The 16,663-nt window shown below is 58.8% G+C and carries 11 protein-coding genes; all 11 read left to right on the forward strand.

What is annotated here, in order from left to right:
• The first annotated feature begins 87 nt into the window (after positions 1–87).
• A complete protein-coding gene (yegD, locus tag GVO84_RS14885; protein ID WP_045355491.1) occupies positions 88–1,440 on the forward strand; it encodes a molecular chaperone in 1,353 nt (450 codons plus the stop codon).
• Positions 1,441–1,695: 255 nt separating this feature from the next.
• Entirely contained in the window at positions 1,696–2,898 is a 1,203-nt protein-coding gene (locus GVO84_RS14890) for an MdtA/MuxA family multidrug efflux RND transporter periplasmic adaptor subunit (protein ID WP_121425359.1), read from the forward strand.
• Positions 2,898–6,020, forward strand: coding sequence for an MdtB/MuxB family multidrug efflux RND transporter permease subunit (locus GVO84_RS14895; RefSeq protein ID WP_159514538.1), 3,123 nt, complete (start codon positions 2,898–2,900; stop codon positions 6,018–6,020). Before GVO84_RS14890 ends, GVO84_RS14895 begins: the two co-directional genes overlap by 1 nt.
• A complete protein-coding gene (mdtC, locus tag GVO84_RS14900; protein WP_159514539.1) occupies positions 6,021–9,098 on the forward strand; it encodes a multidrug efflux RND transporter permease subunit MdtC in 3,078 nt (1,025 codons plus the stop codon).
• Positions 9,099–10,514, forward strand: coding sequence for an MFS transporter (locus tag GVO84_RS14905; protein WP_121425356.1), 1,416 nt, complete (start codon positions 9,099–9,101; stop codon positions 10,512–10,514).
• Entirely contained in the window at positions 10,511–11,914 is a 1,404-nt protein-coding gene (baeS, locus tag GVO84_RS14910; protein WP_159514540.1) for a two-component system sensor histidine kinase BaeS, read from the forward strand. Before GVO84_RS14905 ends, baeS begins: the two co-directional genes overlap by 4 nt.
• Positions 11,911–12,633 carry a two-component system response regulator BaeR gene (baeR, locus tag GVO84_RS14915; RefSeq protein ID WP_029741119.1) on the forward strand — a complete coding sequence of 241 codons (723 nt, stop codon included), beginning with the start codon at positions 11,911–11,913 and terminating at the stop codon, positions 12,631–12,633. Before baeS ends, baeR begins: the two co-directional genes overlap by 4 nt.
• Before the next feature lie 134 nt (positions 12,634–12,767).
• Entirely contained in the window at positions 12,768–13,100 is a 333-nt protein-coding gene (locus GVO84_RS14920) for a YegP family protein (RefSeq protein ID WP_159514541.1), read from the forward strand.
• A 154-nt stretch (positions 13,101–13,254) separates the two neighbouring features.
• The gene (yegQ, locus tag GVO84_RS14925; protein ID WP_023312421.1) at positions 13,255–14,616 is read left to right on the forward strand and encodes a tRNA 5-hydroxyuridine modification protein YegQ; all 1,362 of its coding nucleotides are present in this window, start codon (positions 13,255–13,257) and stop codon (positions 14,614–14,616) included.
• Between the two features lie 416 nt (positions 14,617–15,032).
• Positions 15,033–15,998, forward strand: a complete 966-nt coding sequence (locus GVO84_RS14930; protein WP_201283069.1) for a hypothetical protein — start codon at positions 15,033–15,035, stop codon at positions 15,996–15,998.
• A gap of 7 nt (positions 15,999–16,005) precedes the next feature.
• Positions 16,006–16,611: a hypothetical protein gene (locus GVO84_RS14935; RefSeq protein ID WP_159514542.1), complete on the forward strand. Its 606-nt coding sequence runs from the start codon at positions 16,006–16,008 to the stop codon at positions 16,609–16,611.
• Positions 16,612–16,663: the final 52 nt, after the last annotated feature.

Raw genomic sequence — 16,663 nt, forward strand, 5'->3', positions numbered from 1 at the left:
TGTATTGCCTTGCTTTCATATTCCTGTTGTCGCCATGAAGACATTTCGTTAAAGTCTCGCCCCTTCTCACTGGCATGGGGATTTATCGTGTTTATTGGATTCGACTACGGTACGGCAAACTGCTCGGTTGCGATTATGCAAAACGGGCAGCCACAGCTCCTGAAAATGGAAAAAGAGAGCACGCTGCTGCCCTCAATGCTCTGCGCGCCGACGCGTGAAGCGGTAAGCGAATGGCTGTTCCGCCACCACCAGGTTCCGGCCACGGCGGCGGAGACCCAGGCGCTGCTGCGCCGGGCGGTCAGCTTTAACCGCGAGGAAGACATCGACGTTTCGCCGTCCAGCGTGCAGTTCGGCCTCTCTTCGCTCGGGCACTACATTGAAGACCCGGAAGAGGTCTACTTCGTTAAGTCGCCAAAATCCTTCCTCGGCGCCAGCGGGCTGAAGCCGCAGCAGGTGGCGATGTTCGAAGACCTGGTGTGCGCGATGATGCTGCACATTCGCAATCAGGCACAGACGCAGGTCTCCGATGCGATTACCCAGGCGGTGATTGGTCGACCAATCAACTTCCAGGGGCTGGGCGGCGACGAGGCCAACCAGCAGGCGCAGGGGATCCTTGAACGCGCGGCGCACCGTGCAGGCTTCCGCGACGTGGTGTTCCAGTACGAGCCGGTTGCGGCGGGGCTGGATTTTGAAGCCACGCTGACGGAAGAGAAGCGCGTGCTGGTCGTGGATATCGGCGGGGGCACAACGGACTGCTCGCTGCTGCTGATGGGACCGCAGTGGCATAACCGTCGCGACCGCGAAAACAGCCTGCTCGGGCACAGCGGCTGCCGCGTAGGCGGTAACGATCTCGATATCGCCCTGGCGTTCAAGAGCCTGATGCCGCTGCTGGGCATGGGCGGGCAAACCGAAAAAGGCATCGCCCTGCCGATCCTGCCGTGGTGGAACGCGATTGCCATTAACGACGTGCCGGCGCAGAGTGATTTTTACAGCACTGCGAACGGCCGCTTCCTTAACGATCTGGTGCGTGACGCGCAGGACGCCGAAAAAGTCGCCCTGCTGTATAAGGTGTGGCGTCAGCGCCTGAGCTACCGCGTGGTGCGTACGGCTGAAGAGAGCAAAATTGCCCTTTCCGACCGCGCGGAGCATGCGGTCTCCCTGCCGTTTATCAGCGACGATCTGGCCACCGCGATTTCGCAGGACGGGCTGGAGACGGCGCTCGCGCAGCCGCTGCAGCGTATTCTGGAGCAGGTGCAGCTGGCGCTGGAGAACGGCAAAGAGAAGCCGGACGTTATCTACCTGACCGGGGGTAGCGCCCGTTCGCCGCTGATCAAGAAGGCGCTGGCGGAGCAGCTGCCGGGCATTCCGATTGCCGGTGGGGATGACTTTGGCTCCGTTACCGCAGGGCTGGCGCGCTGGGCGCAGGTGATGTTTAGCTAGTGCGCTTGCGGTGCGGTCTGGTGCCCTCACCCCGGCCCTCTCCCACAGGGAGAGGGTGCAAACACCAAAAACGGCAACATCCGTTGCCGTTTGCATTTACCTTGTAGGCCGGGTAAGCGAAGCGCCACCCGGCTAAAAAGATCGCAACACTCAGACCATTCCTGACAGTCTTCCATATTTCCTCCATTTTTCCGCTGTGTTAGCTGACTAAACTAGTATCATTCCCCGAAGTCTTCAGGATGAGAACGTATAACGATGAAAGGCAGTAACAAATCCCGCTGGGCAATCGTCGCTGGCATCATTGTGGTGGTCCTTGCCGCCGCCTGGTACTGGCACAGTCAATCCGCGAACTCCGCCGCTCCCGCCGGTGCCAGCAGTCAGGCACAGCGCCCGGCAGGCGGAGGGCGTCACGGCATGCGCGGCGGCGCGCTGGCGCCGGTACAGGCGGCGACGGCGGTGAATAAAGCCGTTCCTCGCTACCTTACCGGTCTCGGAACCATTACCGCCGCCAACACCGTGACGGTGCGCAGCCGCGTCGACGGCCAGCTGATGGCCATTCACTTCCAGGAAGGGCAGCAGGTCAAAGCCGGTGATCTGCTGGCGGAAATCGACCCGAGCCAGTTTAAGGTCGCTCTCGCTCAGGCGCAGGGACAGCTCGCGAAAGACAAAGCCACCCTCGCCAACGCCCGTCGCGATTTGGCGCGCTACCAGCAGTTGGTGAAAACCAACCTCGTGTCTCGTCAGGAGCTGGATACCCAGCAGTCGCTGGTCAGCGAAACGCAGGGCACCATCAAAGCCGACGAGGCCGCCGTGGCCAGCGCACAGCTGCAGCTGGACTGGAGCCGCATCACCGCGCCGATTGACGGACGCGTGGGCTTGAAGCAGGTCGATATCGGCAACCAGATCTCCAGCGGCGACACCACGGGCATCGTGGTGATCACCCAGACTCACCCGATTGATTTAGTCTTTACCCTGCCGGAAAGCGACATTGCGACGGTGGTGCAGGCGCAAAAAGCCGGTAAAGGTCTGGTGGTGGAAGCCTGGGACCGCACCAATAAGCAGAAATTGAGCGAAGGCGCCCTGCTCAGCCTGGATAACCAGATCGATACCACCACCGGCACCATCAAGCTGAAGGCGCGCTTTAACAACCAGGACGATGCCCTCTTCCCGAACCAGTTCGTCAACGCGCGCATGCTGGTCGCCACCGAAGAGAACGCAGTGGTGATCCCAACGGCTGCGCTGCAGATGGGTAACGAAGGTAACTTCGTCTGGGTACTTAACAGCGACAATAAGGTCAGCAAGCACCTGGTCAAAACCGGTATCCAGGACAGCCAGACGGTAGTCATCGCCGCAGGACTTTCCGCAGGCGACCGCGTAGTCACCGACGGCATTGACCGTCTGACCGAAGGGGCCAAAGTGGAAGTGGTAGAACCTGCGAAACAGGGAGAGAAATCCTGATGCAGGTTATGTCCCCAGGCTCTACAGGTGGGCCGTCACGCCTGTTTATCCTCCGTCCTGTCGCCACCACGCTGCTGATGGTGGCGATCCTGCTCGCCGGGATTATCGGCTATCGCTTCCTGCCCGTGTCGGCACTGCCGGAGGTGGATTATCCAACCATTCAGGTAGTGACGCTTTATCCCGGCGCCAGCCCGGACGTGGTGACGTCCGCCATTACCGCCCCGCTGGAGCGCCAGTTCGGCCAGATGTCGGGGCTAAAACAGATGTCCTCCCAGAGTTCCGGCGGGGCATCCGTTGTGACGCTGCAGTTCCAGCTGACGCTGTCGCTGGACGTCGCCGAGCAGGAGGTGCAGGCCGCGATTAACGCCGCCACCAACCTGCTGCCGTCTGACCTGCCTAACCCGCCGGTCTACAGCAAGGTGAACCCGGCGGATCCGCCGATCATGACGCTTGCCGTCACCTCCTCCGCCATGCCGATGACGCAGGTGGAAGACATGGTTGAAACCCGCGTGGCGCAGAAAATTTCGCAGGTTTCGGGCGTGGGCCTCGTTACGCTGGCGGGCGGCCAGCGCCCGGCCGTTCGCGTGAAGCTTAACGCGCAGGCAATTGCCGCGCTGGGTCTGACCAGCGAAACCATCCGCACCGCCATCAGCAGTGCCAACGTTAACTCGGCAAAAGGCTCGCTGGACGGCCCCACCCGCGCCGTGACGCTCTCTGCCAACGATCAGATGCAGTCAGCCGATGAATACCGCCAGCTGATTATTGCTTACCAGAACGGCGCTCCGGTGCGTCTGGGCGACGTGGCGACCGTGGAGCAAGGTGCCGAAAACAGCTGGCTCGGCGCCTGGGCCAACAAACAGCAGGCGATCGTGATGAACGTTCAGCGCCAGCCGGGCGCTAACATCATCGAAACCGCCGACAGCATCCGCACCATGCTGCCGCAGCTGATCGAAAGCCTGCCGAAATCGGTCAGCGTGAAGGTGCTTTCCGACCGCACCACGAACATTCGCGCGTCGGTTACCGACACCCAGTTTGAGCTGATGCTGGCGATTGCGCTGGTGGTGATGATCATCTATCTGTTCCTGCGCAACGTTCCGGCCACCATTATTCCCGCCGTCGCCGTGCCGCTCTCGCTGGTCGGGACCTTTGCGGTGATGGTGTTCCTCGATTTTTCGATTAACAACCTGACGCTGATGGCGCTCACCATCGCCACCGGGTTCGTGGTGGACGACGCCATCGTCGTTATTGAGAACATTTCGCGCTATATCGAGAAAGGTGAAAAACCGCTGGCGGCCGCGCTGAAGGGCGCGGGCGAAATCGGCTTTACCATTATCTCGCTGACCTTCTCGCTGATTGCGGTGCTGATCCCGCTGCTGTTTATGGGCGATATCGTCGGGCGGCTGTTCCGCGAGTTTGCCGTGACGCTGGCGGTCGCCATTTTGATCTCCGCCGTGGTGTCGCTGACCCTGACGCCGATGATGTGCGCCCGCATGCTGAGCCACGAGTCCCTGCGCAAGCAAAACCGCTTCTCGCGCGCCTCCGAGCGCATGTTCGAGCGGATTATTGCCGCCTACGGTCGCGTGCTGGCGAAAGTCCTGAACCATCCGTGGGCCACGCTCGGCGTGGCGCTGGGAACCCTGGCGCTCAGCGTGATGCTGTGGATTTTCATTCCGAAAGGTTTCTTCCCGATCCAGGACAACGGCATTATTCAGGGTACGCTTCAGGCCCCGCAGTCGGTCTCCTTCGCCAATATGGCCCAGCGCCAGCAGCAGGTGTCTGAGATCATCATGAAAGATCCGGCGGTCGAGAGCCTGACCTCCTACGTGGGCGTCGACGGCACCAACCCGTCGCTCAACAGCGCGCGTCTGCAGATCAACCTCAAGCCGCTGGATGAACGCGACGATCGCGTCAACGCCGTCATTGAGCGTCTGCAAAACGCCGTCGCGCGCGTGCCGGGCGTTGAGCTTTACCTGCAGCCGATTCAGGATTTGACCATTGATACCCAGGTCAGCCGCACGCAGTACCAGTTCACGCTGCAGGCCACCTCGCTGGACGCGCTCAGCACCTGGGTGCCGCAGCTGGTGAATAAGCTTAACACCCTGCCGCAGCTCGCCGACGTCAGCAGCGACTGGCAGGACAAAGGGCTGGCGGCGTACGTGAACGTCAACCGCGATACCGCCAGCCGTCTGGGCATTACCATGTCGGATGTGGACAACGCCCTGTACAACGCCTTCGGCCAGCGCCTGATCTCCACCATCTACACCCAGGCCAACCAGTATCGCGTGGTGCTGGAGCACAACACGGAGAATACGCCCGGCCTGGCGGGGCTGGACTCGGTGCGCCTGACCGGCAAAGACGGCGGCATTGTGCCGCTGAGCGCTATCGCCACGGTGGAAGAACGATATACCCCGCTGTCGATTAACCATCTGGATCAGTTCCCGTCTACCACCATCTCCTTCAACGTGCCGGACAATTATTCTCTCGGCGAAGCGGTGGAGGCCATTCAGGCTGCGGAAAAAGAACTCAGCTTCCCATCCGATATTCAGACCCAGTTCCAGGGCAGCACGCTGGCGTTTCAGGCCGCGCTGGGTAACACCATCTGGCTGATCGTCGCGGCGGTCGTGGCGATGTATATCGTGCTCGGGGTCCTGTACGAAAGCTTTATCCACCCGATCACCATCCTCTCTACCCTGCCGACGGCGGGCGTGGGGGCGCTGCTGGCATTGATGCTGGCGGGCAGCGAGCTGGACGTTATTGCCATCATCGGCATTATTCTGCTTATCGGGATCGTGAAGAAAAACGCCATCATGATGATCGACTTCGCCCTTGCCGCCGAGCGCGAGCAGGGTATGTCGCCGCGCGATGCCATCTTCCAGGCCTGTCTGCTTCGTTTTCGTCCGATCCTGATGACCACGCTGGCCGCGCTGCTGGGCGCGCTGCCGCTGATGCTCAGCACCGGCGTCGGCGCGGAGCTGCGCCGTCCGCTGGGTATCGGCATGGTCGGCGGTCTGCTGGTGAGCCAGGTGCTAACGCTCTTCACTACGCCGGTGATCTACCTGCTGTTTGACCGCCTGGCGCTGTGGACCAAAAGCCGCTTCCCGAAACGTGAAGAGGAGGCATAAGTGAAGTTTTTCGCCCTCTTCATTTATCGCCCGGTGGCGACGATTTTAATCTCGCTCGCCATTACCCTCTGCGGCGTGCTGGGCTTCCGGCTGCTGCCGGTGGCGCCGCTGCCGCAGGTAGATTTCCCGGTGATCATGGTCAGCGCCTCGCTGCCGGGTGCGTCACCGGAGACCATGGCCTCGTCGGTTGCCACGCCGCTGGAGCGTTCCCTTGGGCGGATTGCGGGGGTCAACGAGATGACCTCCAGCAGCTCGCTGGGCAGCACGCGCATCATTCTGGAGTTCAGCTTCGACCGGGATATTAACGGTGCCGCCCGTGACGTGCAGGCGGCCATCAACGCCGCGCAAAGCCTGCTGCCGAGCGGGATGCCGAGCCGCCCAACCTACCGCAAGGCCAACCCGTCCGATGCGCCAATCATGATCCTGACGCTGACCTCGGATACGTACTCGCAGGGGCAGCTTTACGACTTTGCGTCTACCCAGCTGGCGCAGACAATCTCACAAATTAACGGCGTGGGTGACGTGAGCGTCGGCGGAAGTTCCCTGCCCGCCGTGCGCGTAGGCCTAAACCCGCAGGCGCTGTTCAACCAGGGCGTGTCTCTGGATGACGTGCGCTCCGCCATCAGCACGGCCAACGTCCGCAAGCCGCAGGGGGCGATTGAGGACGGTAGCCACCGCTGGCAGATCCACACTAACGACGAGCTGAAAACCGCCGCCGAGTATCAGCCGCTCATTATTCACTACAACAACGGCGCGGCGGTGCGCTTAAGCGATGTCGCCAGCGTCACCGACTCGGTGCAGGACGTGCGTAACGCCGGGATGACCAACGCTAAGCCGGCCATTCTGCTGATGATCCGCAAGCTGCCGGAAGCGAACATTATTGAGACGGTGAATAGCATTCGCGCCCGCCTCCCGGATCTGCAGGAGACCATCCCGGCAGCAATCGATCTGCAAATTGCCCAGGATCGCTCCCCGACCATTCGCGCCTCGCTTGAAGAGGTGGAGCAAACGCTGATTATCTCCGTCGCGCTGGTGATCCTGGTGGTCTTCCTGTTCCTGCGCTCCGGCCGCGCGACGCTTATCCCGGCGGTGGCCGTGCCGGTGTCACTGATCGGTACCTTTGCCGCCATGTACCTGTGCGGGTTTAGCCTCAACAACCTGTCGCTGATGGCCCTGACAATTGCCACGGGATTCGTGGTGGATGATGCCATCGTGGTGCTGGAAAACATTTCCCGCCATCTGGAAGCGGGCGTGAAGCCGCTGCAGGCCGCGCTGCAGGGCACGCGCGAGGTGGGCTTTACGGTGCTCTCCATGAGCCTGTCGCTGGTGGCGGTATTCCTGCCGCTGCTGCTGATGGGCGGGCTGCCGGGCAGGCTGCTGCGCGAGTTTGCCGTCACCCTCTCCGTCGCCATCGGGATTTCGCTGGTTATCTCCCTAACGCTGACGCCAATGATGTGCGGCTGGATGCTCAAGCGCAGCAAGCCCCATTCGCAGCCGCGCCGCAAAGGCTTTGGCCGTTTCCTGATGGCGATGCAGGAAGGCTACGGCAAATCGCTGAAGTGGGTGCTGAACCATACCCGACTGGTTGGCCTGGTGCTGATCGGCACCATCGTGCTCAACGTCTGGATGTACATCACCATCCCGAAAACCTTCTTCCCCGAGCAGGACACCGGCGTGCTGATGGGGGGAATTCAGGCGGACCAGAGCATTTCGTTCCAGGCGATGCGCGGCAAGCTGCAGGACTTTATGAAGATCATTCGTGAAGACAAAGCCGTGGATAACGTCACCGGCTTTACCGGCGGGTCACGCGTTAACAGCGGGATGATGTTTATTACCCTGAAACCGCGCGGCGATCGCAACGAAACCGCCCAGCAGGTGATTGACCGCCTGCGGGTGAAGCTCGCCAAAGAGCCGGGGGCAAACCTGTTTTTGATGGCCGTTCAGGATATCCGCGTCGGCGGCCGTCAGGCGAACGCCAGCTATCAGTACACGTTGCTCTCGGATGATTTAGCCGCCCTGCGCGAGTGGGAGCCGAAGATCCGCAAGGCGCTGGCCGCCCTGCCGGAGCTGGCGGACGTCAACTCCGATCAGCAGGACAATGGCGCCGAGATGGCCCTGACCTACGACCGCGAAACCATGTCGCGGCTGGGCATTAACGTTGAAGCCGCCAACAGCCTGCTGAACAACGCCTTCGGCCAACGCGAGATCTCCACCATCTACCAGCCGATGAACCAGTACAAGGTGGTGATGGAAGTCGATCCGCGCTATACCCAGGACATCAGCGCGCTGGACAAAATGTTTGTGATTAACAACGACGGCAAGGCGATTCCGCTCTCCTACTTTGCCAGCTGGCAGCCTGCCAACGCGCCGCTGTCGGTGAACCATCAGGGGCTTTCGGCGGCGTCGACCATCTCCTTTAACCTGCCCGCCGGTTCGTCGCTTTCTGAGGCCAGCGACGCAATCAATCGCGCGATGACGCAGCTTGGCGTGCCGTCCACCGTGCGCGGCAGCTTTGCCGGGACCGCGCAGGTGTTCCAGGAGACGATGAATTCGCAGGTGATTTTGATTCTGGCCGCCATCGCCACGGTTTATATTGTGCTGGGCGTGCTGTACGAGAGCTACGTTCACCCGCTGACCATTCTCTCGACGCTGCCGTCGGCGGGCGTGGGGGCGCTGCTGGCGCTGGAGCTGTTCGGCGCGCCGTTCAGCCTTATCGCGCTCATCGGGATCATGCTGTTAATCGGCATTGTGAAGAAAAACGCGATCATGATGGTCGATTTCGCCCTGGACGCCCAGCGCAACGGCAATCTGTCGCCGGAAGAGGCGATCTTCCAGGCCTGCCTGCTGCGTTTTCGTCCGATCATGATGACCACCCTGGCGGCGCTGTTTGGCGCGCTGCCTCTGGTTATCTCGGGCGGAGACGGCTCAGAGCTGCGCCAGCCGCTGGGGATCACCATTGTCGGCGGCCTGGTCATGAGCCAACTCTTGACGCTGTACACCACGCCGGTGGTCTATCTGTTCTTCGACCGCCTGCGGCTGCGCTTTTCGCGTAAAAACAGAACCACGGTGACCGAGTAGATGACCGATCTCCCCGCTAACGTTCGCTGGCAGCTATGGATAGTCGCTTTCGGCTTCTTTATGCAGTCGCTGGATACGACCATCGTCAACACCGCCCTCCCCTCCATGGCGAAAAGCCTGGGGGAGAGCCCGCTGCATATGCATATGGTGATTGTCTCCTACGTGCTGACGGTGGCCGTGATGCTGCCTGCCAGCGGCTGGCTGGCGGACAAAGTGGGCGTGCGGAATATCTTCTTCACCGCCATCGTGCTGTTTACCACCGGATCGCTGTTTTGCGCCCAGGCCAACACCCTCGACCAGCTGGTAATGTCGCGCGTGCTGCAGGGCGTTGGCGGGGCGATGATGGTGCCCGTCGGGCGGCTAACGGTGATGAAGATTGTGCCGCGCGAGCAGTACATGGCGGCGATGACCTTTGTGACCCTCCCCGGCCAGGTGGGGCCGCTGCTGGGCCCGGCGCTCGGCGGCATTCTGGTGGAGTACGCCTCCTGGCACTGGATCTTCTTAATCAATCTTCCTGTTGGCATCATCGGCGCCATCGCCACCCTGACGCTGATGCCGAACTACAAAATGCAGACGCGGCGCTTTGATTTCTTTGGCTTTATTCTGCTGGCGGCGGGCATGGCCACGCTGACCCTGGCGCTCGACGGGCAAAAAGGTCTGGGGATTTCGCCCCTGACGCTCGGGCTCCTGATCGCGCTCGGCGTTACCGCCATACTGTGGTACCTGTGGCATGCCAGAGGTAACGATAAGGCGCTCTTCAGCCTGAACTTGTTTAAAAACCCTACCTACCGCCTTGGCCTGTTCGGCAGCTTCGCCGGACGCGTCGGCAGCGGCATGCTGCCGTTTATGACGCCCGTTTTCCTGCAAATCGGAATGGGTTTTTCGCCGTTCCACGCGGGCCTGATGATGATCCCGATGGTGCTCGGCAGCATGGGAATGAAGCGCATCGTGGTGCAGGTCGTGAACCGCTTTGGCTACCGTCACGTGCTGGTCACCGCCACGCTGGGGCTGGCACTGGTGAGCCTGCTGTTTATGACCGTGGCGCTGATGGGCTGGTACTACGTTCTGCCGCTGGTGCTGTTCTGCCAGGGGATCGTCAACTCCATGCGCTTCTCGTCGATGAATACCCTGACGCTGAAGGATCTGCCGGACGATCTGGCGAGCAGCGGCAACAGCCTGCTGTCGATGATCATGCAGCTCTCCATGAGCGTCGGCGTGACCATTGCAGGACTACTGCTCGGCATGTACGGCCAGCATCACCTCAGCGTCGACACGCCGGTGGCGCATCAGGTCTTTTTGTATACCTATCTCAGCATGGCGGTCATCATCGCCCTGCCCGCTTTCATCTTCGCCAGAGTGCCGGATGATACCAGCAAGAACGTCGTCATCAGGCGCGGCAAAAGGAGTGGTTCATGAAATTCTGGCGTCCGGGCATTACCGGCAAGCTCTTCGTGGCGATATTTGCCACCTGTATCGTCCTGCTGATCACCATGCACTGGGCGGTGCGGATCAGCTTTGAGCGCGGTTTTATTGATTACATCAAGCATGGCAACGAGCAGCGTTTGCAGGGCTTAAGCGATGCGTTGAGTGAACAGTACGCCCAGCACGGCAACTGGCGTTTTCTACGCAATAACGACCGCTTTATTTTCCAGATCCTGCGCTCGCTGGAGCACGATACCGGTGACGATCGCCCGGGGCCAGGCATGCCGCCGCACGGCTGGCGCACCCAGTTCTGGGTGATTGACCAGGACATGCGCACGCTGGTGGGTCCGCGCGCGCCGATACCGCCGGACGGCACCCGCCGGGCGATTAAGGTGAATAATGCGACCGTCGGCTGGGTTATCGCCTCGCCGGTAGAGCGCCTGACGCGCAACACCGACATCAACTTTGACCGCCAGCAGCGCCGGACCAGCTGGCTGATTGTCGCCCTCTCCACCCTGCTCGCCGCGCTCGCCACCTTCCCGCTGGCGCGCGGCCTGCTCGCCCCGGTGAAACGGCTGGTGGAAGGCACGCACAAGCTGGCCGCCGGGGATTTCACCACCCGCGTCGATACCCGCAGCCAGGACGAACTGGGCAAGCTGGCGCAGGATTTTAACCAGCTCGCCAGCACGCTGGAGAAGAACCAGCAAATGCGCCGCGACTTTATGGCCGATATCTCCCACGAGCTGCGCACGCCGCTGGCGGTGCTGCGCGGCGAGCTGGAGGCCATTCAGGACGGCGTGCGTCAGTTTACGCCCGAATCGGTGGCCTCTCTGCAGGCGGAGGTGGGGACACTCACCAAGCTGGTGGATGACCTCCACCAGCTCTCCATGTCTGACGAAGGCGCGCTGGCCTACCAGAAGGCGCCGGTGGACGTGATTAACATTCTGGAAGTGATCAGCGGCGCGTTCCGCGAGCGGTTTGCCAGCCGCAACCTGACAATCGACCTCTCCCTGCCGGACAGCGCGGTGGTGTTTGGCGACAAAGACCGGCTGATGCAGCTGTTCAACAACCTGCTGGAAAACAGCCTGCGCTATACCGACAGCGGCGGCGGGCTGCACATCTCCGGCAGGCAAGAAAACGGGCGCTTTGCCCTCACCTTCGCGGATTCCGCCCCCAGCGTGCAGGACGCGCAGCTGGAAAAACTGTTTGAACGTTTCTACCGTACCGAAGGCTCGCGCAACCGCGCTAGCGGCGGTTCCGGCCTGGGGCTGGCGATTTGCGTTAACATCGTCGAGGCGCATAATGGCACGATCCGCGCCGCCCATTCGCCTTTTGGCGGGGTTAGCATTACAGTAGAGTTACCTCTGGAACGGGATTTATCGAGAGAAGTATGACCGAGTTACCGATTGACGAAAACACGCCGCGCATTTTGATTGTGGAAGACGAGCCCAAGCTTGGGCAACTGCTGATCGACTATTTACGCGCGGCCAGCTACGCCCCGTCGCTGATCAGTCACGGCGATAAAGTGCTGGCATACGTGCGCCAGACCCCGCCGGATCTGATCCTGCTGGATTTAATGCTGCCGGGCGTTGACGGACTGACCCTGTGCCGGGAAATTCGTCGCTTCTCCGACGTGCCGATCGTCATGGTCACCGCCAAAATTGAAGAGATTGACCGCCTGCTGGGGCTTGAAATTGGCGCGGACGATTATATCTGCAAACCCTACAGCCCGCGTGAAGTGGTCGCCCGCGTGAAAACCATTCTGCGCCGCTGCAGGCCGCAGCGCGAGCTTCAGGTGCTCGACGCCGAAAGCCCGCTGATTGTCGACGAAAGCCGCTTCCAGGCGAGCTGGCGCAGCAAGCTGCTGGACCTGACGCCTGCGGAGTTCCGTCTGCTGAAAACCCTCTCCCACGAGCCGGGGAAAGTCTTCTCCCGCGAGCAGCTGCTGAACCACCTGTATGACGATTACCGCGTCGTAACCGACCGCACCATCGACAGCCATATCAAAAACCTGCGGCGCAAGCTGGAAGCGCTGGACGCCGAACAGTCGTTTATTCGCGCGGTGTATGGCGTGGGGTATCGCTGGGAAGCGGATGCGTGCAGGATTGCGTGACGCTTCATCTCTGAAACCCGCCCCTGGCGGGTTTTTCTTTTCTGGAATCCATCCAGGATTCAACCATACTCTTTTTACCGGTTCGCTTATTTATAACTGGTGCTGATAATTTTACTTTCGATCAAGGAGTTCCTATGTCTGGTTGGTTCGAATTAAGTAAAAGCAGTGATGGTCAGTTCAGGTTTGTGCTGAAGGCGGGAAACGGGGAGATCGTTCTGACCAGCGAGCTTTACACCAGCAAAAGTGCCGCCGAAAACGGCATTGCTTCCGTACGCACGAACAGCCCCCTGGACGAGCGCTATGAGAAGAAAACGGCCTCTAACGGTAAGTTCCATTTCAATCTCAAGGCGGGCAATCATCAGGTCATTGGCAGCAGCCAGCTTTATGCGACGGAACAGTCGCGTGATAAGGGTATCGCTTCGGTCAAAACTAATGGGTCTACCCAGACGATAAAAGACAACATCTGACAGCACGACGCACGCCGGGAGCGTGGTGACGCGACCCGGCGCTTTACCTCCCTGCCCCGCAGCGCTACAATGCCCGCCCTTAAAGTGGGGGATCTCCCCTTACCGCTGCACCTGGTGCACGCGGATCTGACCTGTCATCAGAACGAGAACAAACATGTTTAAACCGGAACTCCTTTCCCCGGCGGGAACGCTGCAAAATATGCGTTACGCTTTCGCCTATGGTGCCGACGCCGTTTATGCGGGCCAGCCGCGCTACTCGCTGCGCGTGCGTAACAACGAATTCAACCACGAGAACCTGCAGCTCGGCATCAACGAAGCGCATGCCCTGGGCAAGAAATTCTACGTGGTGGTCAACATCGCGCCGCACAACGCCAAGCTGAAAACGTTTATCCGTGACCTGAAGCCCGTTGTGGATATGGGGCCGGACGCGCTGATCATGTCGGACCCGGGTTTAATCATGCTGGTTCGGGAGAACTTCCCGGAGATGGATATTCACCTCTCCGTACAGGCTAACGCCGTCAACTGGGCGACGGTGAAGTTCTGGAAACAGATGGGGCTGACCCGCGTTATTCTTTCTCGCGAGCTGTCTCTTGAAGAGATCGAAGAGATCCGCACCCAGGTGCCGGATATGGAAATCGAAATCTTCGTTCACGGCGCGCTGTGCATGGCCTACTCCGGCCGCTGCCTGCTGTCTGGCTATATCAACAAACGCGACCCGAACCAGGGCACCTGCACCAACGCCTGCCGCTGGGAATATAACGTCCAGGAAGGCAAAGAGGATGACGTCGGCAACATCGTCCACAAGCACGAGCCTATCCCGGTGACCAACGTCGAGCCTACGCTGGGCATCGGCGCGCCAACCGACAGCGTGTTTATGATTGAAGAAGCCAAACGTCCAGGCGAGTACATGACCGCCTTTGAAGACGAGCACGGCACCTACATCATGAACTCGAAAGATCTGCGCGCCATCGCCCACGTTGAGCGTCTGACCCAGATGGGCGTGCACTCCCTGAAGATCGAAGGCCGCACCAAATCCTATTACTACTGCGCGCGCACCGCACAGGTATACCGCAAAGCCATCGACGATGCGGCGGCCGGTAAACCGTTCGATACCAGCCTGCTGGAAACCCTGGAAGGCCTGGCGCACCGTGGCTATACCGAAGGCTTCCTGCGCCGTCATACCCATGACGACTACCAGAACTACGAGCACGGCTACTCCGTTTCCGAGCGCCAGCAGTTTGTCGGCGACTTCACCGGCGAGCGCAAAGGCGCGCTGGCGGCCGTTGCGGTGAAAAACAAATTCACCAAAGGCGACAGCCTGGAGCTGATGACCCCGCAGGGCAACATGAACTTTACGCTGGAGCATCTGGAAAACGGCAAAGGCGAAGCGATTGACGTGGCGCCGGGTGACGGTCATACCGTCTGGCTGCCGGTTCCGGAAGAGGTAGAGCTGAAGTTCGCGCTGCTGATGCGTAACTTCAACGGTGAAAGCACCCGAAACCCACACGGCAAATAGTTAATCAGGGAAATTTTTTCGCGCTGGGATAATTCTTAGAATCGGATCACATACCGCTTCGTTCAATACGGGTATTATCCCCCCGCTGAAAAACATAACCCATAAATGCTAGCTGTACCAGGAACCACCTCCTTAGCCTGCGTAATCTCCCTTACGCGGGCTTATTTTTTTGTACAATTCAGTCCACTGAGTCAGAATGAAATTGCACCGCCCCACCAAATGAAGGGTGTTGATTCGCGACAGCGTCTGCTGGAAGATCTTTTACGAAAATCGGGCGGGTATATGATATCCATTACAATTTTCATTGGTTCTGGCAGGATGGCGCGTTATTCGGATCATTCCTAATTCCCGTCCATAACATGCCCTTTACTCTTGATTTCTTAGCGTTATACGATTTCACACGGACGGAGAGACACATGACTTTTCCTGGTCAGATTTCAAAGGATATTCCGGATTACGAACTCGCCCGCAGTCTGGGTCTAGCCTCCGGGGGCGATATTGATTTCACCGCCCTTGCCAATCAGCTGGACTGTAGCCGTAACTTTAGCCAGGTTGGGATCATCTACTCAGACGGTGCGCGTCAGTGGTTAGTGAGACCCTCAAGACGGATTGCGACGCCAAACGAAAGCTCGGTGAGTCATGTCGTCATCACTAAAGTAAACGCCTCATCAAGTAATCCTCTCCAGGCAACGACGACGACGATTCAGTCACCTTCATTAGCGACTGAAATAGGTTCTACGGCGATTTCCTGCGGAGCCGCAATTCTCACTGTCGTACTTGCTGCAGGTGCAGGTATGGCCATTCCTCTCACCGCAGGTTCTTCCGGTGCAGTTGCCGCTGTGATTGTCGCTGGTGGTGTAGCAACAGGAATTCAGTGTGCAAACGGGCTTGGCCGCTTGTCACTTATTGCCATGAATCATAACGACTATGTTGCATGGATGGATTCTCAGGAATGGTATACCGCAACCAATACTGCTCTTGATGCGATTTCACTTGCCGGGGCTGCTGCGGGTCTAAAAAGCGCAGTATTAACCTACCGCCTACTTAATCGCTCGACGTCCGAAAGTTTACTCTCGTTACTACAAAAAATGAGCCGAGCGGACCGCACGCGGTTAACTGAGGAAATCATTCGTATCCGAAATCCCGGGATCTCTAATTCAGGGGTTAAAGCAGCGATGAAAGCCGGGGTTTACCCTAAACGTTACCCCTCGGAAGCGCTGCAGCTGCTCTTACAGCGAGAGCTGTTGAATGCTATTTCAAACTCCTCAGCATTTGTTGGCAGTGCTATCTCGGGTACAATTCGGAATCCTCAGAATATTACACAATCTGGTAAATACGTTTTTGGTTTGATTCAGTCATTTTCATTTACAGGAAGTTATTGACCCGGACATGATAAATTACATCAAAAAGAGCCTTGCATTAAGTGCTGTGATAACAGGTGAAATGACGACTGACGATTGCCAAGGGCTTGAATCATTGAAAGATCGCTTAAAAGGTCAGTTCGGTGTTCCTGTGGGTGTACATATGACAGGTATTCCCTTAGCAATAAGTACCTTACTCACTATTTTTTGCTACGCTATGCTACAAGTTTCTGTCTGGATGTTGCTATTTCGCCTGCTCGGCTTACCTGAATTTAAGGTAATGATGGGAGTATTCCTTGCAGCAGTGGTGTATTGCATGATTGTAATGAGCACGATGTTTTTAACGGCCAAAGGGTCCTTAACGGGATATAAACTGCATATTTCTGTCATTACACTGACTGGCTTGATGAGCATCGTTTATTTTATCTGGACGTGGATTTCGCTTTTATTCGGCTCTGTAGAGAATTACACACCGCAAATAACCTCACTATTAGGATTGGGATTTTTCGGCCTGAATATCGTGTGGATGAATACGTCAGTCTTTTACCGTTCAATTGCGCTAACGCTACATAATCGTGTGTGGCGTAAGCAGTTGAGAATTGAGAACAGGCAAATGGCTGGGCTCAAACGTTGACAGCAAGCGTCAATTGAGGGACCGGCATATAAAAGGTAAACGCCACGAAGGG

The sequence above is a fragment of the Enterobacter sp. SM3 genome, assembly GCF_009811935.2.
In the GTDB taxonomy this organism is placed as follows: domain Bacteria; phylum Pseudomonadota; class Gammaproteobacteria; order Enterobacterales; family Enterobacteriaceae; genus Enterobacter; species Enterobacter asburiae_D.